The 20,779-nt window shown below is 39.5% G+C and carries 13 protein-coding genes; all 13 read left to right on the top strand.

Annotation, left to right across the window (positions count from 1 at the left end):
• Window positions 1-340 precede the first annotated feature (340 nt).
• The 13 genes from QZ738_RS09960 to sprA all read left to right on the top strand — a co-directional run bounded on the left by QZ738_RS09960 (window position 341) and on the right by sprA (window position 20,531).
• The gene (locus QZ738_RS09960) at window positions 341-613 is read left to right on the top strand and encodes an acylphosphatase (protein ID WP_293787075.1); all 273 of its coding nucleotides are present in this window, start codon (window positions 341-343) and stop codon (window positions 611-613) included.
• A gap of 69 nt (window positions 614-682) precedes the next feature.
• Window positions 683-2,161 carry a lipopolysaccharide biosynthesis protein gene (locus QZ738_RS09955; protein WP_293787073.1) on the top strand — a complete coding sequence of 493 codons (1,479 nt, stop codon included), beginning with the start codon at window positions 683-685 and terminating at the stop codon, window positions 2,159-2,161.
• A gap of 53 nt (window positions 2,162-2,214) precedes the next feature.
• Window positions 2,215-2,646: a dUTP diphosphatase gene (gene dut, locus QZ738_RS09950; protein ID WP_293787071.1), complete on the top strand. Its 432-nt coding sequence runs from the start codon at window positions 2,215-2,217 to the stop codon at window positions 2,644-2,646.
• A gap of 41 nt (window positions 2,647-2,687) precedes the next feature.
• Window positions 2,688-4,385: a tetratricopeptide repeat protein gene (locus tag QZ738_RS09945; RefSeq protein ID WP_293787069.1), complete on the top strand. Its 1,698-nt coding sequence runs from the start codon at window positions 2,688-2,690 to the stop codon at window positions 4,383-4,385.
• The gene (locus QZ738_RS09940) at window positions 4,363-5,154 is read left to right on the top strand and encodes a DUF4292 domain-containing protein (protein ID WP_293787067.1); all 792 of its coding nucleotides are present in this window, start codon (window positions 4,363-4,365) and stop codon (window positions 5,152-5,154) included. Before QZ738_RS09945 ends, QZ738_RS09940 begins: the two co-directional genes overlap by 23 nt.
• 147 nt (window positions 5,155-5,301) lie before the next feature.
• Window positions 5,302-6,597, top strand: a complete 1,296-nt coding sequence (locus QZ738_RS09935; RefSeq protein WP_293787065.1) for a peptidoglycan DD-metalloendopeptidase family protein — start codon at window positions 5,302-5,304, stop codon at window positions 6,595-6,597.
• 46 nt (window positions 6,598-6,643) lie between these two features.
• The gene (locus QZ738_RS09930) at window positions 6,644-7,003 is read left to right on the top strand and encodes a twin-arginine translocase TatA/TatE family subunit (protein ID WP_293787063.1); all 360 of its coding nucleotides are present in this window, start codon (window positions 6,644-6,646) and stop codon (window positions 7,001-7,003) included.
• Between the two features lie 10 nt (window positions 7,004-7,013).
• Window positions 7,014-7,214 carry a twin-arginine translocase TatA/TatE family subunit gene (locus tag QZ738_RS09925; RefSeq protein ID WP_029287719.1) on the top strand — a complete coding sequence of 67 codons (201 nt, stop codon included), beginning with the start codon at window positions 7,014-7,016 and terminating at the stop codon, window positions 7,212-7,214.
• Window positions 7,215-7,232: 18 nt separating this feature from the next.
• Complete coding sequence (gatA, locus tag QZ738_RS09920) at window positions 7,233-8,651, top strand: Asp-tRNA(Asn)/Glu-tRNA(Gln) amidotransferase subunit GatA (RefSeq protein ID WP_293787059.1); 1,419 nt, start codon at window positions 7,233-7,235, stop codon at window positions 8,649-8,651.
• Between the two features lie 204 nt (window positions 8,652-8,855).
• Window positions 8,856-10,259, top strand: coding sequence for a lytic transglycosylase domain-containing protein (locus tag QZ738_RS09915; RefSeq protein ID WP_293787057.1), 1,404 nt, complete (start codon window positions 8,856-8,858; stop codon window positions 10,257-10,259).
• Between the two features lie 151 nt (window positions 10,260-10,410).
• Window positions 10,411-12,732, top strand: a complete 2,322-nt coding sequence (locus QZ738_RS09910; RefSeq protein WP_293787055.1) for an NADP-dependent malic enzyme — start codon at window positions 10,411-10,413, stop codon at window positions 12,730-12,732.
• A 6-nt stretch (window positions 12,733-12,738) separates the two neighbouring features.
• Window positions 12,739-13,323, top strand: coding sequence for a Holliday junction branch migration protein RuvA (gene ruvA / locus QZ738_RS09905; protein ID WP_293787053.1), 585 nt, complete (start codon window positions 12,739-12,741; stop codon window positions 13,321-13,323).
• A gap of 11 nt (window positions 13,324-13,334) precedes the next feature.
• The gene (sprA, locus tag QZ738_RS09900; protein WP_293787051.1) at window positions 13,335-20,531 is read left to right on the top strand and encodes a cell surface protein SprA; all 7,197 of its coding nucleotides are present in this window, start codon (window positions 13,335-13,337) and stop codon (window positions 20,529-20,531) included.
• Window positions 20,532-20,779: the final 248 nt, after the last annotated feature.

Genomic DNA, 20,779 nt, shown 5'->3' with positions numbered 1-20,779 from the left:
ATTCAAATTACTTAAATGTTAACCTATTCCGGAAAAATTAGTGTTAATGATAACCAGTCTAATTATAATTTTATTTAAAGGGTAATGCTAACTGTTTGGTGAAGATGTAATCGTAAAGGCTAAATCGCGACTTTAGAGCCATATGACAGTTGATCTTGGGATTTGTTGATATCACCCACATTTAACAGTTTTAAAGCAAAAAGCGATTAAATTTCAGCAAAATTTGCTGCCATTTATGAACAGCATCTCTCAATCGGTTTTGATGTGGTCGTTAGCAGTTGCTTAAGAATTGTGATAATTCATTTACCTTTACGGCTAAATTTCAACTTTACAACAAAAAATGAAACACCTCAATATAAAAGTAACAGGTAAAGTGCAGGGCGTTGGTTTTAGAGAAACCACCAAGATTATTGCCAACCAGATGATGGTAAATGGTTTTGTAAGGAACGAAAAAGACGGATCGGTTTATATCGAAGCAGAAGGCGAGGACGTTTTTCTGGAAGAATTTGTAAACTGGTGCCATGAAGGGCCTGACCGATCGCGTGTCGAAAATGTGGAGGTAAGCAATGGCGAAGTAAAAAACTATCGTAATTTTGAAATCTTTAAAAAGTAAAAAGTATTTTGTATCAAGTTCGCTATCGGTGTATAATCTTGATACCTGATACTTTTATCTAGATACTAAATGTCTGTATATAAAAAGTTTCTTGGACAAACCATGATTTATGGTGTTAGCACCATTTTTTCGCGGTTGTTCAATTTTATCTTAACGCCAGTTTATACCGGTGTTTTCGCTCCTGGCGTTTATGGTGTTTTTACCAAAATGTTCAGTTATGTTTCCATTATCAATCCAATTTTGGCCTTTGGCATGGAAACCACTTTTTTCAGGTACCTAAACAAACATGAAGATCGCAAACAGGAGGTTTATAACAATAGTTTCCTGGTAATTGCATTTATATCAACCCTATTTTTAATTACCGCATTAATTTTTTCTGATTATCTGGCCAGGTATACTTTGGACGGGAACATAGCTGAATTGGCCGATCAAAAATCTTATGTACATTATTTCGCATGGATTTTATTTGTGGATGCGATCAGTGTAATTCCATTCGCCAAATTAAGAGCAGATGGAAAGCCATTAAAATATAGTTTAATCAAGTTTCTGAATATAGGTACTTTTGTGGGCTTAAATCTGGTATTCATTTACGTTATCCCATTCCTCATCAAACATGATATAATGAGCGGATGGTTCACTTCATGGTATAAAGGTCGTTGGGTGGGTTATGTATTCGTAGCCAATCTGATCGCAAGTTTAGTTACCATGCTGATGCTTATTCCACAGTTCTTAGAAATTCAGTTTAAGTTTACCAAAAGCTTATTTAATAATATGCTTGGTTATAGCTGGCCTGTACTTGTTGCTAATCTATCATTTATCATTAATGAAAACCTAGATAAAATTTTGTTAGGTAAATACCTGCCAGAAAGCATTGCCAATCACGATGTAGGTATTTATGGAGCTGTATGTAAATTGGCCATTTTTATTAGTATTTTTAATACGGCTTTTAGATTAGGTGCCGAACCTTTTTTCTTTAGTCATGCTAAAAATGCCAATGCAAAGCAAACCTATGCCAATATCCTGTATTATTTTGTACTCGCTTTATCTATTCTCTTTGTAGGTTTAACGGCGAACATTGAAATCATCAAATATTTTATAAATTCAAGGTATTGGGTTGGGCTCAATGCAGTTCCATTTTTATTGTTTGGCTACGTTTGTTTAGGCATTTATATGAACCTGTCAGTATGGTATCGTTTATCCGACCAAACACGCTATGGCTTATATATCTCTTTAGTAGGTGCAGTCTTTACCATAATCATGAATATTATCCTGATTCCCAAATTTAGTTATATGGGTTCGGCATGGGTATCCATGTTTGCCTATTTCATTATCATGGTCATTTCTTATTTACTCGGACAAAAGCATTACCCGATACCTTATAAACTCAAAGCAATGAGTACATATATATTGGTTTCCATTGTAATGGTATATTTATCTTTTTGGGTGTTTAAACGCAATATTTATATTGGAAACGGTATTTTAGTTTTATTTCTCCTGGGTATTTTCTATTCCGAAAAGAATAATGTTGTGAAAATATTAAAAAAGTAAATCGTTAGAAACAGTTATCTAAAATCTCACATCTCCAATCTCATATCTAGTAAATGGAAATAAAAATCATCAATACATCAGCGCATCCGCTACCGAAATACGAAACTGCACATGCAGCAGGAATGGATTTAAGAGCCGCTATCGAAGAGGATATCATACTTAAGCCGTTACAACGGCTATTAGTGCCTACAGGTTTGTTTATCGAGTTACCGGTTGGTTACGAAGCACAAGTCAGACCAAGAAGTGGGCTAGCCTATAAACATGGCATCGGTATTGTAAATTCACCCGGTACCATAGATGCCGATTACCGTGGCGAAATAAAAGTTTTATTGGTAAATTTATCAGATACGGATTTTAAAATTGTTAATGGCGACAGGATTGCCCAGATGGTAGTGGCCAAACACGAAACCGTGAGCTGGCAGCCGGTTACTGAGCTGGGTGAAACGGTTCGCGGAGAAGGCGGTTACGGACATACCGGAAAATAGTTTTCAGTTTGGAGTTGACAGTTTGCAGTAATTTTTAGATAATGAGGTATAAAATACATTTTCTTATCGGAGCCATTTTGGTGAGCATCCAGGCTTTTGGGCAGGGAACGGTTGCACCAGGTAACAATCGCGATAGCAATATGGTAAAGCAGTTGTTCTTTGCGGGTCTTCGGGAGAAAATGTCTGAAAATTATCTTCAGGCCGCTATCCATTTCAATAAAATTGTGGGGTTAGATCCTAATAATCATGCTGCTCATTTCGAACTGGCCAATGCAGATCTGCGTTTAGATAAGCTTTTGGAAGCTGAACAACATATTAAACAGGCCATAAAAATAAACGCCGGAAATTTATGGTACTGGCGTTTACTTGGGGAAGTTTATAAACGCAGTAATAATATGCCTGAACTAATCGGGGTATTTAACCAACTCATCCGTCTTGATCCTAAAAACGATGCCTATTATTTTGATAAGGCCAATGCCCAGTTTTTAGCCAATCAGCTGGATGCTGCCAAAAAAACCTATGAAGAAATTCAGGGCAAATTTGGGGAGTCAAGGGATTTGGCAAATGCCAGGAAGCGGCTGCAATCTAATGGCAATACTACCGAGAGTGACATTGTGAAATTGTTGGAAGGTAATCAGGCCGATGTAAAGAACTATTTATATGCTGCAGGTTTACTTTTACAGAAGGGGAACGATCCGGAAGCATTAAAGGTATTGATCAAAGCACAGCAACTGGACCCGAATAATTTTGAGGTAAACCTCGCTCTGGCCGATATCTACCATAGACAGAAAAATGATGAGGAAGCCTTTTCATCCTTAAAACTGGCTTTCCAAAGCAATGAGATGCCGCTCACAGAAAAAGTGAAGATTGTTGCCGCACTTTTCCCCAGACTAAACCAGCCCGTTGTTGCTAAAAACGTAACTGAACTGAGTAAGCTGGTTGCAGAGAAAAACCCGGCTGAAGCAAAAGCATTAGCACTTTATGGCGACGTACTTTATCAGCAAAACAATTTAAAAGAAGCATTGGTCCAATATCAGGCTGCTTTGAAGCTTAACGAGCAGGTTTATGTAATTTGGGAACAGGTGATTAACATCCAAACATTGCTTGGGCACTATGATGAAGCCATAAAAGTTGGCGATGAGGCATTAAGTATTTATCCCAATCAGGCCAGTTTATATTATTATATGGCTTATGCCCAATTTAAAACCGGCGAATATGTGGCTGCCCAAAACAATTTGAAAACCTCTTCACAGTTAGATGTAGAGAATAAAAGCCTGCAAGCGCAAATTTATGCACTTCAGGGTGATGTGTACATTAATCAAAACAATTTTGGGCAAGCTAAAAGCGCCTTTGATAAAGCTATTGCAATAGAGCCCGATAATTATCTCATTATGAATAATTATGCCTATTATCTGGCCTTAAGAAATGACGACTTAACAAAGGCAGCTAAATATGCCGAAACAGCTGCACTTGCCATGCCGAATAATCCCTCAATTGCAGATACCTATGCTTTCATTCTGTTTAAACAGCAAAAATATGATCTGGCGAAAACCTGGATCGAAAAGGCATTGCAAAACAATAGTACTAAAAATGGTGTTTACCTGGAGCGATATGGAGATATACTTTTCCTGAAAGGTGAAAAGGATGCTGCATTAGTCCAATGGCAAAAAGCAAAAGAGGCCGGAAACAGATCAGAAGTATTAATTAAAAAGATAAATGAAAAGAAATATTTTAAATAGTCTATTCCTGTTGGGAGCGGTAATTTTTGTTTCGGCATGTAAACCTAAAAAAGAAATTGTAGTAGCTCCTCCTACAAAAACCGAAACTAAAACGGATAATTCTAAAGCAGAGGCCTTAGCGCTATTAAATAGCAAACAACTTAAATTTAATACCCTTTCGCTTAAAGCAAAAGCAACTCTGGATATTGCCGGCGATGCGAATGATGTAACCATGAATTTCAAATTAAAAGACAAAGAAACCATTTGGGTTAGCATTACGGCATTGGGTGGTATGGCAGAGGTGGCACGTGCTTTAATTACGCCTGATAGTATCAGGATCATGAACCGGATGAAAAACGAGTACCTCAAAAAACCGTTCAGTTATATTTACAATTTTACCAACAAACAGGTTAATTTTAATACGCTGCAATCCATTTTGACCGGGAATGCCATGGGCGAGTTTTTAACGGCTGAATCGGATATTAAACAGGAAAATGGCGTTTGGGTAGTTTCCGGAAGCAAATCAGCGTTAGATTACAGGCTACTTTTTAACACACTTTTTAAAGTTGCTGAAACCAATTTAAATGATGCTAACAATGGTCAGGCTTTAAAAGTTACTTATACTGATTATCAAAAATTAAACGAGTTTTTATTTCCGGGTGCGCTGAAGATCAAAACGCTATCTAAAGCGAAAACCATCAATATCGACCTCCAATATGTAAAAATTGATGGCAATGTTCCGGTTGATTTTCCGTTTAATGTACCAAAGAGATTTACGGTTGTGAAATAACAATAATTGCTGGTGGATATTGATAATCATCAGGCAAGCCTTGCATGTGATGAAGATTAAGTGAAGATGGTTCTGTAATAAGTGATTATGACTTTAGTATCTCAATTTTAGTGCTTTTTCCTGTAAAATTTTTATACTTTTGGCTTAATGAAGCTACAAAAACTCCTACTTATCCTTTTTTTAAGTGTGCTAACTTTTTCGGCAGTTGCACAAACTGAAAGCCAGCTCAGAAGGAAAAAAGAAGCTATACAACGCGAAATCGAACAGCTTCAAAAGAATTTGAATAAAACTGCTAATGGCAAAAAGCTTACCATACAGCAGATTAATACCATAAATGCCCAGATTAGGTTGCGCCAGGATAAAATTGGTACCATTAACTCTGAAATAAAAAATCTGGATAACCAAATCTCTCAGAACACAAATACCGTACATACTCTGCAGGGTCAGTTAGGCGATCTTAAAAAAGAATATGCAGGCATGATCCGTTTTGCCCAGCGAAACAGGAATTCGTATGATAAAATGATGTTCATATTTGCAGCAAAGGATTTTAACCAGGCGTACAAACGGATAAAATATTTACAGCAATTTAGTCAATACCGTAAAAAACAGGCTGGATATATTGAAAGTACGAAGCAAGATCTTAACGGAAAAATTAGGGTGTTGGATAAAACACTCAAAGAGAAAAGCGATCTTTTAAAAGAGCAGGAAAGAGAACGTGAACGTTTAAGTAAAGATAAAAGTAAACAATCCGTAGAATTAAATAAGCTGAGCAAAGACGAAAAACAGTTTAGACAGGATATTAACAGCCGTAAAAAACAGCAGGCGCAGATAGACCGGGCCATCAGTGCAGCAATTCAGCGGGCCATTGAAGAAGCGAGAAGAAAGGCGGCGGAAGAAGCGAGAAGGAAAGCGGCAGAAGAAGCACGAATTGCGGCAGCTAAAGCCAAAGCAGAAAACAAACCTGCACCCGCAACTCCAAGTACACCAGCTGCTAAAGCCAAATCGACCGGGGAATTGTTGACGGCAACCCCGGAAACGGCCAGACTATCGGCAGGCTTTGAAAATAACAGGGGGAGGTTACCTTGGCCTGTAGCAACAGGAACAATAACCGAAAGGTTTGGTCTGCACAAGTTAGATCAGGCCAGTTATACCAACGATGGGGTTGACATTACGACAACAGATGGTGCCGCAGTCAGGGCCGTATTTGCTGGTAAAGTTGCCGCTGTTCAGGTAGTGATGGGTAGAACGGTAGTTCTGATCAACCATGGTGAATATTTTACAGTATACCAGAATCTAAAATCGGTAAGTGTGAGTGTGGGTAATTCTGTTGATACTAAACAAACCATTGGGGTTGTTGCCAATACCGGTGATGATGCTGTTCTAAAGTTTCAGATCAGAAGAGGGCAGGCGGCTTTAAATCCGGAAGCCTGGATCAGTAAATAAAAGAATAGTTTTTAAAATGTCTATATTTGTATAAATTATATTAGTGATGTATCAAGGCACGTTATTAGAGTTTTTAAACATGGGTGGATCGGAGATCGTACTCATTTTAGTGGTGGTTCTTTTGTTGTTTGGCGGTAAAAAATTACCCGAACTGGCGAGAGGACTGGGGAAAGGGATCAGGGAGTTTAAAGATGCTTCTGATGGCGTAAAACGTGAGATCCATAGAAATATCAATGCGATGGATCTGGATAAGGAAGAGGCAGAAGAAACAGCGGTAAACCACAGTCAGCGTCATCATCCAACAGAAGAAACAGCTGTTGATGAAAAGGTAACGCCAGGTACAACGCATACTGAAGCAACTAAACCTGCTGACGAAAAAATTATAACCGACAAAGAAAAAGTTTAAACAAAAAGTTATGTTAAATACAACAATAGCAGCAATGCTTGGAACACCAGAAATTATCATTATTGCGGTAGTGGTATTGTTATTATTTGGTGGTAAAAAAATTCCTGAACTGATGAGAGGTTTAGGTAAAGGTGTTAAAGAATTTAAAGATGGTAAGGATGGTGTTGATGGAGAGCAGGTGGATCCATCTAACCGTGATAAAACTGTTTAATTGCAATAATTTTTGGTTTTGAAGAAGTACAGCTCTCTGAAAGAGATTCAAACACTCATTTCGCAAAAGCAATTAACTTTACCCGATTTATTGGCTTATTATTTTAAGCAAATTGAAAATAATGAACACCTCAATGCATTTAATGAGGTGTTTTTTTTGTCGGCTGAGGTTCAAGCGAAAGCAGTACAGCAAAAAATAGAAAATGGCACTGCAGGTAAACTTGCAGGGATGGTAATTGGTATTAAAGATAATATCTGTTATGAAGGTCACATCGTTACAGCATCATCAAAAATGCTCGATGGCTTCGTATCTCCATATTCTTCTACAGTTGTGCAACGTTTATTACAGGAAGATGCCGTTATTATTGGGCGATTAAACTGTGATGAATTTGCTATGGGCGGTTCTAATGAAACCTCATATTTTGGTGCTGTCAAAAACGCGGCAAATCCAGAACTGGTTCCAGGTGGTTCTTCAGGCGGCTCGGCAGTGGCCGTTCAGGCCGATATGTGTTTGTCTGCCCTGGGTACTGATACCGGTGGATCAGTAAGGCAACCAGCTGCATTTTGCGGACAGATTGGCCTTAAACCCACCTATGGCCGTATCTCAAGATATGGAGTAATAGGTTATGCCTCTTCCTTTGATCAGGTTGGACCTATTACTTCTTCAGTTGAAGATGCGGCATTGCTTTTACAGGTTTTAGCCGGCGCGGATGAGTATGATTCTACTGTTTCCCCTCTTGCAGTGCCTGATTATCCTGTTCAGTTGCATAAACATCAAAAACATAAGATAGCGGTATTAAAAGAAACCATTGAAAGCGAGGCGCTTGACCCTGAAATCAAATCCGCTATTCTAAAATCAATTGAGCAGCTCCGGGCCGATGGGCATACTGTGGAGTATGTTTCTTTTGATCTGTTGGATTATCTGGTTCCGGCTTATTATATCTTAACAACGGCCGAAGCTTCTTCAAATCTTTCGCGTTATGATGGCGTTCATTACGGATACCGTAACCTCGAAGCGAAATCCTTAAATGAACTTTATAAATTATCCCGCGCCGAGGGCTTCGGCGAAGAAGTTAAACGTCGTATCCTTTTAGGTACTTTTGTTTTAAGTGCAGGGTATTATGATGCTTATTATCAAAAAGCACAGCAGGTTCGTCGGTTAATCAGGGAAAAAATGGATGGTTTGTTTCAGGATTATGATCTGATTCTTTCTCCTGTGGCACCAACAGCAGCTTTTAAAATAGGTGACCATCTACAGGATGCATTGGTGATGTACATGGCCGATATTTTTACCGTTCTACCTTCTTTAAGTGGAAATCCGGCAATTGCTTTGCCAATAGGCAATAATACTGCAGGTTTGCCGTTAAGTATACAATTTACAGCCAAACATTTTGAGGAAGATAAGCTTTTAGCTTTTTCTCAGGCATTTTTATCATAGTTTTATTGTCATTTAAATACGAGCAGTTTTAATGCAAAAGCATTACGGTTGAGTATGGCGTGACATTTTATTAACTGTTTTCCAGGCATGGTCTGGGAGGTTCGCAGATTTCGCTTAATTCCTATATTTGGAAAGAAAAGGGAGTTTGTACAAAGGATTGTTGGAATACAAGCCATGGTTAATAAAAATTTGAACCAATAGCCCATGATTAAAAAATTACTTTTTGCTTCAATTTGCGCTTGTTTAGGATATGTTTCTTGCTCTTTTGCGCAGCAAACGCTCAAACTGGATAGCTTACCAAAGATTCGCAACAACATCTTCATCAATACCGATACCGTAGCCGTACCGGTTGTTTCGGAAAACCCATTGAGCATGGGGCAAAACTTTATCTACAAACTCAGGCTAGATTCTATTACTAAAACGGTACCCCTTCCTTATAACGAATACGTTCAGCAGTATATCGATATTTATGCCAGGCGTAAGGATATGTTTGGTAAAATGATCGGTTTATCAAGCTATTATTTCCCGATTTTTGACAAAGCCTTAAAGGATTATCATATTCCGCAGGAAATAAAATATCTTACTATTGTAGAATCGCAGATGAATCCGCATGCTATTTCGAGAGTAGGCGCAACAGGCATCTGGCAGTTTATGTTTGGTACAGGCAAAGCCTATGGCTTAAAGATGGATAATTTTGTAGATGAACGCAAAGATCCGATACAAGCCAGTTATGCTGCCGCTGCCTATTTCAGAGATGCTTTTGAAGAACTCGGCGACTGGCTGCTGGCTATTGCCGCTTATAATTGCGGAAAAGGAAATGTGAACCGGGCCATTGATAAAGCGGGATCAAGAGATTTTTGGGTAATCAGGCAGTTTTTACCAAAGGAAACCAGAAATTATGTACCGGCCTTTATTGCTGCGGTTTATGTGATGAATTATTCCCATAAACACCAGATTACGGCACAGGCTTCCAATATGTTCCTGAAAACAGATACGGTGCAGACTAACCGTTTTGTATCCTTGGCTACCCTCGCCAAAGTGCTTAATATAGAAGAGTCGGCTATGATGGCTTTAAATCCCTCCTACAAGAAAAAAATTGTTAACGGCACAGACGATGAACCTAAACGAATTGTAATGCCAAAGTTAAGGGATATCGATTACGCAGGGATTTACGAGGTGCTGAACAACCAAGAATTAGATGTTGATATGAAAGTGGTGGCTGCCAGGACAGATGATGTTCGGGATTTGAGAAAGCAAAAGAATAAAAGCGTAACCGCATCCGCTCTAGTTTATCATAGGGTTGCTTCAGGACAAAGTTTAACCACCATAGCTGATAAATTTGGTGTAGAAGTTCAGGATTTAAGGGTTTGGAACGGCTTAAAAAGCAAAACCCTGGTACCCGGACAACGATTGAAGATTTATGCCAAAAACCGTAAACCATTAAAAGCGCCATCATCGTTTTTAAGTTACAAAGTAAAAACGGGCGATACCTTATCAGAAATTGCGGAGAAGTTTGACGGGGCAACCGTTCAAAGTATCAGAAAAGATAATAATTTGTTAAAAGCAGGCTTGCAGGTTGGGATGATCCTTAAAATTAGTAAGGGCTAATTTAAAATCTTGAACCTGAGGCCTCAGTTAACCTGTTTTTCAGGTGAATTCCGGTTATCTCCGTATCTCATTTAACTTTTTTTGAACGGCATTTTATTTTAAGCCTCATAAAAAGAATTGTACCTTTGCGCCGTCACTAATAAGTTACTTAATGAGTAATACGAATAGAAAGCAAGATGCGTTGGATTACCATTCGCAAGGCCGTCCGGGAAAGATACAGGTAGTACCTACTAAACCAACAACATCGCAAAGGGATTTAACCCTCGCATACTCTCCGGGAGTTGCAGAACCTTGTTTAAAGATAGCAAACCATACAGAGGATGTTTATAAATATACCGCCAAAGGTAATTTAGTTGCAGTAATCAGTAATGGTACAGCCGTTTTAGGGCTGGGCAATATCGGCCCTGAGGCGGGTAAGCCGGTAATGGAAGGCAAAGGCCTTTTGTTTAAAATATTCTCCGATATTGATGTTTTTGATCTGGAGCTGGATACCGAAAATGTAGATGATTTTGTAAAAATCGTTAAAGCGTTGGAGCCAACTTTCGGAGGAATCAATCTGGAAGATATTAAGGCCCCGGAGTGTTTTGAGATCGAGCGTCGTTTAAAACAGGAGATGAATATCCCGGTAATGCACGATGATCAGCATGGAACAGCCATTATTTCTGGTGCAGCCTTATTAAATGCCTGCGAAATACAAAAGAAGAAAATAGATAAGATCAAGGTTGTGGTAAGTGGTGCGGGTGCTGCTGCGGTTTCCTGCTCTAAAATGTACCTGAGCTTAGGCATTAAAAAAGAAAACCTGGTGATGTTCGATATCAATGGGTTGATTGATATCCACCGTACCGATCTGGATGATATCCGCATGAGCTTCGCTACCACCAGGAAGGATATTGCTAATATCGGCGAAGCCATGAAAGGGGCCGATGTATTTATCGGACTTTCGGCAGCAAATGTCATTTCTCCTGACATGTTAATGGGCATGGCCAAAAACCCAATTGTTTTTGCCATGGCAAATCCAAACCCTGAAATTGCCTATGAGCTGGCGATCAAAACCCGAAAAGATCTGATTATGGCTACAGGCCGTTCTGATTATCCGAACCAGGTGAATAATGTACTGGGTTTCCCTTATATTTTTCGTGGAGCGCTTGATGTACGGGCAACCAGTATTAATGAAGCCATGAAAATTGCTGCGGTTAAGGCGATTGCCGAATTGGCCAAAAAATCAGTTCCTGAAGCAGTTAATTTAGCCTACAATGCACGCAACCTAAAATTTGGGCGTGATTATATCATTCCAAAACCTGTTGATTTCAGGTTAATTACCGAAGTATCAACGGCTGTGGCAAAAGCTGCCATAGAAAGTGGTGTAGCCAGAAAAAATATTACCGATTGGGACGCCTACAATGAAGAACTGAGGAAACGTTTAGGATTGGATGATGCCATTATGAGAGCGGTAACAACCAAAGCGAAAATGGATCCTAAACGGGTGGTATTTGCAGAGGCTGATAATTATAAAATTTTAAAAGCTGCCCAGATTGTAAAAGATGAGAATATTGCCATTCCTATCCTATTGGGTAATAGAGAGAAAATACAGTCCATTATCGACGAGCATGCTTTAGAGCTTGGGGGAGTGGAGATCATCGATCAGATGCAGAATCCGGAAAAGACCAAACAATACGCTGAAGCTCTTTTCAAAAAACGCCAGCGTAAGGGTGTATCTTCTATGCGCGATGCGACAAAGCTATTGCGAGACCGTAACTATTACGGTGCATCGATGGTTGAATTTGGCGAGGCTGATGCGATGATTTCGGGCTTGACCAAAAATTACGGCGCTACCATTAAACCTGCCTTGCAGGTAATCGGTGTTGAACCAGGTGTTAAACGTGTTGCGGGGATGTACATGATGATGACCAAAAAAGGCCCTGTTTTCTTTGGCGATACCACAGTAAACGTAGATCCAACTGCAGAAGAATTAGTAGATATTACTTTATTGATTGATAAATCTGTTAAACAGTTCAATATTAAACCGCGCATTGCCTTATTATCGTATTCAAACTTTGGTTCTAATGATGGGGTAACACCAAACAAAGTAAGGGAAACCGTGAGTATTCTTCATAAAAATCATCCCGAAATTGTGGTGGATGGAGAAATGCAGGGAAACTTTGCCATCAACAACGAATTGTTGCAGGATAATTTTCCGTTTAGCACTTTGGCTGATGCCCCGGCAAACACTTTAGTATTCCCAAATCTGGAGTCAGGAAACATTGCATACAAATTGTTACAAGAACTTGGCGGTGCCGAGGCAGTTGGTCCGATCCTGTTAGGACTGAATAAACCTGTTCATATTGTTCAATTGGGTAGTTCCGTACGCGAAATTGTTAATATGGTTACTATTGCTGTTGTAGATGTGCAAGCAAAAGAAGAAATTGCAACATCGAAACGAAAAGGTATATTTGGGAAAACAACTAAAAAGTAATATTGCATGTACGCCTATATTGATGGTAGATTGACCTTTAAAAACCCTGCTTATGTGGTGGTTGAAGCCGGAGGTATAGGCTATCATATCAACATTTCATTAAATACTTACAGTGCGTTGGGCGATGTGGAAAGGTGCAAATTATATACCTGGCTGCATGTAAAAGAAGATGCACACACCTTATACGGCTTCGCTGATGAAGGCGAACGCCGTTTATTTTTACATTTAATATCGGTATCAGGCATTGGCCCCAACACCGGGAGGATGATTTTGTCCTCTATCACACCCAGTGAAATTCAAACTGCAATTATTAAAGCGGATTTACCACTAATACAACGCATTAAAGGTTTAGGCGCTAAAACCGCACAACGTCTGGTTTTAGAACTTCAGGATAAACTGAAAAAAGAAGGGGCAGATTCATTAATTTCTATGCCTCAACACAATACTGTTAAAGATGAAGCGTTATCAGCATTGGTGATGCTCGGATTTGCCAAACAAACCGCCGAAAAAACTATTGATCAGATACTAAAAGTGACAGAGGGAACCCTTTCGGTTGAGCAACTAATTAAACAAGCTTTGAAAACTTTATAGCCTTAACGCCTTTGAAGAGAATATCTACATTTCTGTTTCTCATCCCTCTTTTTCTAATTGCTTTTCAAACTACTTACGCCCAGGTTGTTCCAAGCAAAACGGATACTATTAAGCCGAAAAATAATTTTAGCCTACGGGAAAAAGAACAACTGGGACTTAATCCGGCAGTTAATCCATTCTATCCATCTCCAAGTAATTTAAAACGTGTTGTAGAATACGATGCGAAGAATAAACGTTATATAATCAAGGAACTAATCGGTGAAAATTTTGTTCTGAATACGCAATACTTAACTATTGATGAGTACCAACGTTTGGTAAACAGTGAAATTAAAAGGGGTAATTGGCGCAGCATTTCCAATGCAGAAGTGAGTGATTACAGAAGTACCGGTATTATTCCGAAAATTCAGGTAAATAGTAAAGCTTTTGAGAAACTTTTCGGTGGCACAACGATTGATATCCAGCCACGTGGAGAGGCTGAACTTACTTTTTTGGGTAGGATCAATAAAAATGAAAACCCTCTCTTTAACGAAAGGCAAAGGGTACAAACCAATTTCGATTTTAACCAAAGGATACAGATGGACCTGGTTGGAAATATTGGTAACAAACTAAAAATTAAAAGTAATTACAATACAGAAGCACAATTTGATTTCGAAAATCAGATCAAATTGGATTATACGGGCGGCGTAGATGATATCATTCAAAAAATAGAAGCAGGTAACGTAAGTTTGCCATTAAATACTTCATTAATTACCGGTACACAGGCCCTTTTCGGTATAAAAACGCAACTTAAATTCGGACGTTTAAATGTAACCAGTGTTTATACACAACAAAAATCACAATCAAGAGAGATCAAGATTACCAATGGCGCACAGCAAAATACAACAACTGTAGGTATCGACAGCTACGAGGCGAATAAACACTATTTCCTGTCGCAATATTTCAGGAATAACTATAACAGAAACCTGGCCAATGCGCCCATTATTACTTCACCGGTTCAGATTACCAAAATAGAGGTATGGATTACCAATAAAGCAGGGAATACAAACGACTCCAGGGATGTGTTGGGTTTAATGGATTTGGGTGAAAATGCTCCTTTTAACAATGTTTTGATTAATGGGGGGACTTCTGGCTTACCGGCAGGAACCACTGCTACAGGTTTTCCGCAACAATCAAACAATCTGATTTCGCAGTTAAATGCTTATCAGGGCGGTGCCATCAGGCAAACAAATTCGAATGCCGTGCTTTCTTTCTTCCAGACAACACCAGCCAACAGCAGTAACACCGATAACTTTGCCAAACTGGTTTATGCCAGGAAGTTAACAGACCGTGAATTCACCTTTCAGCCGCAGCTGGGTTATCTATCGTTAAACAACCCACTTAATGCCGATGAGGTTTTGGCCGTTGCCTATCGCTACACCTATAACGGTGTGGAGTATCAGGTAGGTGAGTTTTCTACCGATGTCCCTTTTGATGCGGCTAACCCTAAGGTGCTTTATGCCAAATTGCTTAAGAACGAAACGACCAAGATCCAGCTGCCAATCTGGGACCTGATGATGAAAAATATTTACTCTATCGGCGGGTACCAGATCAGCAGTCAGAATTTTAAGCTCGATATTTACCGTATCGATAATGAAACGGGGGTAGATAATCCGGTAATGACCGAGGGTCAGAATACCGCTAACAAACAGTGGATTGCCTTAACAGAATTCGATCGTCTGAACCAGCAGAACGAGCGGAAACCTGATGGGGTTTTCGATTTTGTGGCGGCAAATAATGCCTTCGGATCTTACTCTACGGCAAGCAATGCCAACCAGGCCAGTATGTTCGGTGTGGGCAGCAACGGGCAAACCTCGTTGGTTACCAATACCAATTCGGGTTATATCACGATCGATCCGGCAAATGGAAGGATTATTTTTCCCGTGATAGAACCTTTTGGTAAAGATCTGGCTGCAAAGTTTTTACCCAGCGAACAGGCATTGATCAACAAATATACATTTACCGCATTATATGATTCAACGCAAACCATTGCCAGGCAACTATTTCAAAACCAGAACAGGTATACCATCAAGGTAAGCTACCAGTCTGATATTTCATCTGAATTCAGCTTAAATGCCATCAATGTTCCGGAAGGATCGGTAAAGGTGTTTGCAGGGACTATGCCACTTACCGAGGGGGTAGATTTTACAGTCGACTATCAAGGCGGTCGTGTAAGCATCATCAACCAGGCACTTCTGGTTTCCGGCCAACCGATCAGGATTACCACGGAAAACAGTGAAACCTTTGGTTTGCAGCAACGGTCGCTCTTCGGAACCCGTTTAGATTACCGAGTAAACAATAAGCTAAACCTTGGGGGTACGATCATGAACCTGACCGAAAAACCTTTAACCCAGAAGGTAAATATCGGGGAAGAACCCATTTCGAATACCATTTGGGGAGCAGATATTAACTATAGCTCACCATCACGCTTTTTAACAAAACTGGTGGATAAGCTTCCGTTCATTTCAACCAAAGCACCATCGAGTGTAACATTTTATGGTGAATTTGCTCAACTCATTCCCGGGCACCCCAGAGCACTGAATTTTGCAGGCAGTAAAAACGGGGTAAGTTATCTGGATGATTTCGAGGCGTCAAGATCTGTAATCGATCTAAAGAGTGCTATTGCCTGGCAGCTATCCGGTACACCACAGCTTTTCCCGGAGTTTAACCGATCCAACGATTTGTCTTACGGTTATAACAGGGCAAGGATTGCTTTTTACAACATCGATCCAACTTTTTATAATTCAGCAGCTTCTACTACCCCTGCCAATATCAGGGGCAATCGCAATGAACTTTCCAATCATTACGTAAGAGAGGTAATTGAGCAGGAAGTTTTTCCATTTAAGGAAACGGCAACCGGGCAGGCTTTAAATATTACCACTTTAGATGTGGCCTATTATCCAACTGTTAGGGGGCCATATAATTTCCGTACAACTGACTTTAGGCCTGATGGAAGTTTACTGCAACCCAGAAATAGTTGGGGCGGTTTTCAGCGTAAGATCGAAACCAATGATTTTGAAGCCTTAAATGTTGGCTTTATTGAGTTTTGGGTGATGGATCCATTTATTTACAAACCGAATTCTGCCGGTGGTGATATTTATTTTAACCTGGGCAATATATCAGAAGATATTCTTAAAGATGGGAGAAAATCATTGGAAAATGGTCTGCCTGCTACAAACGATCCAAGCAAATATGATGAAACCGTTTGGGGGCGCGTACCGAAACTGCAACCCGTTGTGCAGGCTTTCGATAACAATCCCGGTTCGCGTAGGGCTCAGGACGTCGGTTTGGACGGATTATCAGATGCTGATGAAAAAGTAAAATTTGCTGCGGCAATTACTCAGATCAAATCGCAACTGAATGCAACAGCTTCGGCAGCACTTGATGCCGATCCGTCATCTGATAACTATACTTATTTCAGGGGGCCGGCGCTAGATCAGATTAATGCAGGTATCCTTAAACGTTACGAAAAATATAACGGAACAGAAGGAAACTCTAAAACATCCCAGCAGTCGCAGGAAGAATTAGGACTTGAAAACTCTGCTTCTACCTCTTTACCCGATGGGGAAGACATCAACCGCGATAATAACATGACGCAAAGTGATGAGTATTTTCAGTACAAAGTTTCGATGCGTCCGGGCGATTTAAATGTGGGCCAGAATTTTATTACAGATAAAGTGACCTCACAGGTAAAACTGGCCAATGGAAATACGCAAGCTGTTTCATGGTATCAATTCAGAATCCCAATCAGCCAGTACCAGGATCGGGTAGGTGGTATCCAGGATTTTAAATCTATCCGTTTCTTTAGGATGTTTATGACCAATTTTGCAGATACTGCCGTAATGCGTTTTGCGAAGTTGCAGTTAATCCGTGGAGAGTGGAGAGAATATAATGCTTCCAACCAGGCATCACAAGTAATAGTAGATCCATCTTTACCTGCACTAACTCCCGATAATTCCACTATTGAAGTTTCAACGGTAAACATCGAAGAAAATGGTAAGCGGTCACCAATCCCATATGTAACACCGCCTGGTATTCTTCGGGAGCGCGACTATAGCAATTATCGTGGCGATACCCGTTTAAATGAGCAATCGTTATCGGTTACTGTAAAGTCGTTAAGAGATGGTTACGGTAGAGCGGCGTTTAAAACTGCCTATAGCGATTTCCGGTCTTACAAACATTTAGAAATGTTTATTCATGCTGAAGCGGTTAATAACCAGGTTTTAAATGACAATGATGTTGCAGCATTCTTACGGATCGGTACCGATAATCAAGACAATTATTATGAATATGTAATTCCGTTAAAGGTTACCAATCCAGGTACAAGAGATGCCGATGCCATCTGGCCTGAAGCCAATAGAATGGATATTAACTTAACGCTTTTCCAGAATGCAAAATTAGCCCGGAACGTAGCCAAACAAGCTAACGGCCAGCCGTGGCCTACAAATGTCCCATTTACCTACACTGACGGTACCAGGACAATTATCGTTAAAGGGCAACCTGATATGAGTAAGGTTAGAATATATATGGTGGGTGTTAAAAATCCGCTCCGTGCTGCCAATGATGAGCGAAATGACGATGGCCTGGATAAAAGTGCACTGGTTTGGTTTAATGAATTAAGATTAACTGAATTTGATGAAAGAGGCGGCTGGGCAGCAACAGGAAGATTGAACTTAAAATTGGCCGATTTTGCAGATGTAAATATTTCAGGAAGTAAATCTACCATTGGTTTTGGAACTATTGATTCGAAAGTGAGCGAGCGGAACCGTGCAGACAATGTATTGCTTGATGTTTCTTCGGCGGTGGAACTGGGCAAGTTCCTTCCTCAGAAATCGGGTGTGAAAATCCCGATGTTTGTGAATTACTCTAAACAGGTTTCTACCCCGCAGTTCAATCCAAGAACACCAGATATCGAACTCAAAAATGCTTTATCGCAATCTACTAAAGAACAAAAAGATTCGATTTTAAATTTTGCACAGGATTATACTATTAGAAGAGGCATTAACTTTACCAATGTTAGGAAAGAACGTGTCAATACCAGTAAACCTGCCCAACTTTGGGATATTGAAAATTTTGCTGCAAGTTATGCTTATACCCAATATAATCATCGTGATTTTATTAACCAAAATAGCATTCAGAATACCTATAGGGCCTCATTACAGTATAGTTATTCAAAAGAAGCCAAAACAATAGCACCTTTTGAAAAGATTATAAAATCGAACATGCTGGCTTTGTTAAAGGACTTTAACTTTAGCATTTTCCCAAGTGCCATTAATTTCAGGATTGATGTAGACCGTTTATACTCAGAAAATACCTTGCGGAACAACGATCCGAATAATACCATTGGGCTTTACCGGAACGGCTACGGAACTACCTTTAACAAAAACTTCACCATGAGCCGGGTTTATGGCATTGCTTGGAACCTTACGCGTTCGTTACAGTTGGATTTTAATGCCACAAATTATTCGATTATCGATGAACCGGATGGAAGAATTGATGGCATCAAACGTGATACGGTTTGGCAAAACCTAAAACGATTAGGACGTACAACCGATTATAACCACAATTTAAATGTGACCTATAATTTACCGATTGATAAAATACCGGGATTAAACTGGGTGACCGTAAAAACCCGTTATGGTACCAATTTTAACTGGCAAACGGAACCACTTTCTACCCTGCGCGATCCCAATATAAATTTGGGTAACACTGTACAAAACAGCAGAACCGTTCAGGTGAACCCCACGTTAAATCTGACTACGCTATACAACAAATTTGGCTTCATCAGGAGTGCCGGTAATGACGATGGCAACAAAGCGAAGAACTTCTTTATTAATATTTTAACCAGTTTAAAAAATGTTAATGCCAGTTTTGTGCAAACAAAAGGTATTTTTCTGCCAGGTTATATGCCAACAACACAGTTTTTTGGCCTTGACAGGGCTACTGGCGCCCCAGGTCTGGGTTTCGTTTTTGGGAGTCAGCGCGATATCCGTGAGATGGCACTGGGCAATGGCTGGTTAACAACTGATACTTTACAAAACCAGTTATATGTAAACACACTTCGTGAAGATTTTCAGTTTACCGGTTTGGTAGAACCCTTTAAAGATTTACGGATTACGCTAAAAGCCAATAAAGCACAGACCAGAAATTTCAGTACCAATTTTAGGTATGTCGCCAGCGTATCATCGTTTGAGAACCTGAGTGCAATTACCACGGGTGATTATAGTGTATCATACATCGCTTTGGGTACGGCTTTTAAAGAAAGTAATGCTACGGTTATCTCAGGACTGTTTAACCAGTTCATGGCCAATAGAATAATTATTTCCAGGAGGCTGGGTGCTGAAAATCCGAATTCGGCTGGTATCAGTGGAGGCTATGCAGACGGATACGGTAAGGAGAGCCAGGACGTAATCATATCTGCTTTTATGGCCGCCTATTCGGGTAAAGATGCTGGTAAAACAAAAATGAATGCTTTCCCTAAAATACCGCTTCCAAACTGGAGTCTAACTTATAGCGGTTTAACCCGTATTCCTTTTATTGCCGATAAATTTTCATCGGTCGATATCCGTCATGGCTATCGCTCAGCCTATAATATCAATGGCTTTAATACCTTATTGCGTTATCAGGAAACGAACGGTTCGGTTAGCAGCAGAGATGTAAATAATAATTTTTTACCGGAATACCAGTTTGCTCAGGTAACCATTTCTGAATATTTTTCTCCCTTGGTTGGTGTTGATACCAGGTTTAAAAATAACCTCACTGCCTCTTTCGAGTTAAACCGATCGCGTTTGTTGGGACTTAGCTTATCAAACAGTCAGTTGGCCCAATTATCAGAAAACAATATGGTATTGGGGCTGGGCTACCGCACCAATAAATTCCGTTTCCCGTTCGGGTGGTTTAAAAGCCTCAAAATGGATAACAATATGGATTTTAAATTGGATGTGGCCATCCGGGATAATAAAACAGTGATCTATCGTGCTGATGTAAGTGAGGCAGAAGTATCTTCAGGAGCCAAGAATATTACCTTGAGGCCAAGTGTAGATTATGTGTTAAATCAGAAATTCAACATCAAATTGTTTTACGATTCAAATATCACAAAACCTTATACCTCACAAACCTTTAATACTTCGTTCAGTAATTTTGGTTTTAGTTTAAGGTTTACATTGAACTAAAAAATAAAATAAGTTAAACTTAATAAATTAAAACAATAATAAAATAAACATTAGCTTTGTATTAACGAGTTAAAGAAAACTGCAATCTATGAGATTTCTCCAGTGATTGTATCTGAAATGTTGATAACTTGCTCATGTAAACAATTGATTTTCATGTTTTTATGTTTTTTTTCTCTGAACAGTTAGCAACTTTTGTGTAAAAGTTTTAAATTTTAGAATTAATTTTCGAACATTTACATTGTATTTCG

The organism is uncultured Pedobacter sp. (genome assembly GCF_913776295.1).
Taxonomy (GTDB): domain Bacteria; phylum Bacteroidota; class Bacteroidia; order Sphingobacteriales; family Sphingobacteriaceae; genus Pedobacter.
Note: the sequence above shows the minus strand (reverse complement) of the source record. Positions and strands in the feature narration are given on the sequence as shown.

Bases quoted from the DNA above. Each gene is read 5' to 3' on its own strand.
- QZ738_RS09960 (WP_293787075.1), top strand. From the start codon at position 341: ATGAAACACCTCAATATAAAAGTAACAGGTAAAGTGCAGGGCGTTGGT.
- QZ738_RS09955 (WP_293787073.1), top strand. From the start codon at position 683: ATGTCTGTATATAAAAAGTTTCTTGGACAAACCATGATTTATGGTGTT.
- dut (WP_293787071.1), top strand. From the start codon at position 2,215: ATGGAAATAAAAATCATCAATACATCAGCGCATCCGCTACCGAAATAC.
- QZ738_RS09945 (WP_293787069.1), top strand. From the start codon at position 2,688: ATGAGGTATAAAATACATTTTCTTATCGGAGCCATTTTGGTGAGCATC.
- QZ738_RS09940 (WP_293787067.1), top strand. From the start codon at position 4,363: ATGAAAAGAAATATTTTAAATAGTCTATTCCTGTTGGGAGCGGTAATT.
- QZ738_RS09935 (WP_293787065.1), top strand. From the start codon at position 5,302: ATGAAGCTACAAAAACTCCTACTTATCCTTTTTTTAAGTGTGCTAACT.
- QZ738_RS09930 (WP_293787063.1), top strand. From the start codon at position 6,644: ATGTATCAAGGCACGTTATTAGAGTTTTTAAACATGGGTGGATCGGAG.
- QZ738_RS09925 (WP_029287719.1), top strand. From the start codon at position 7,014: ATGTTAAATACAACAATAGCAGCAATGCTTGGAACACCAGAAATTATC.
- QZ738_RS09915 (WP_293787057.1), top strand. From the start codon at position 8,856: ATGATTAAAAAATTACTTTTTGCTTCAATTTGCGCTTGTTTAGGATAT.
- QZ738_RS09910 (WP_293787055.1), top strand. From the start codon at position 10,411: ATGAGTAATACGAATAGAAAGCAAGATGCGTTGGATTACCATTCGCAA.
- ruvA (WP_293787053.1), top strand. From the start codon at position 12,739: ATGTACGCCTATATTGATGGTAGATTGACCTTTAAAAACCCTGCTTAT.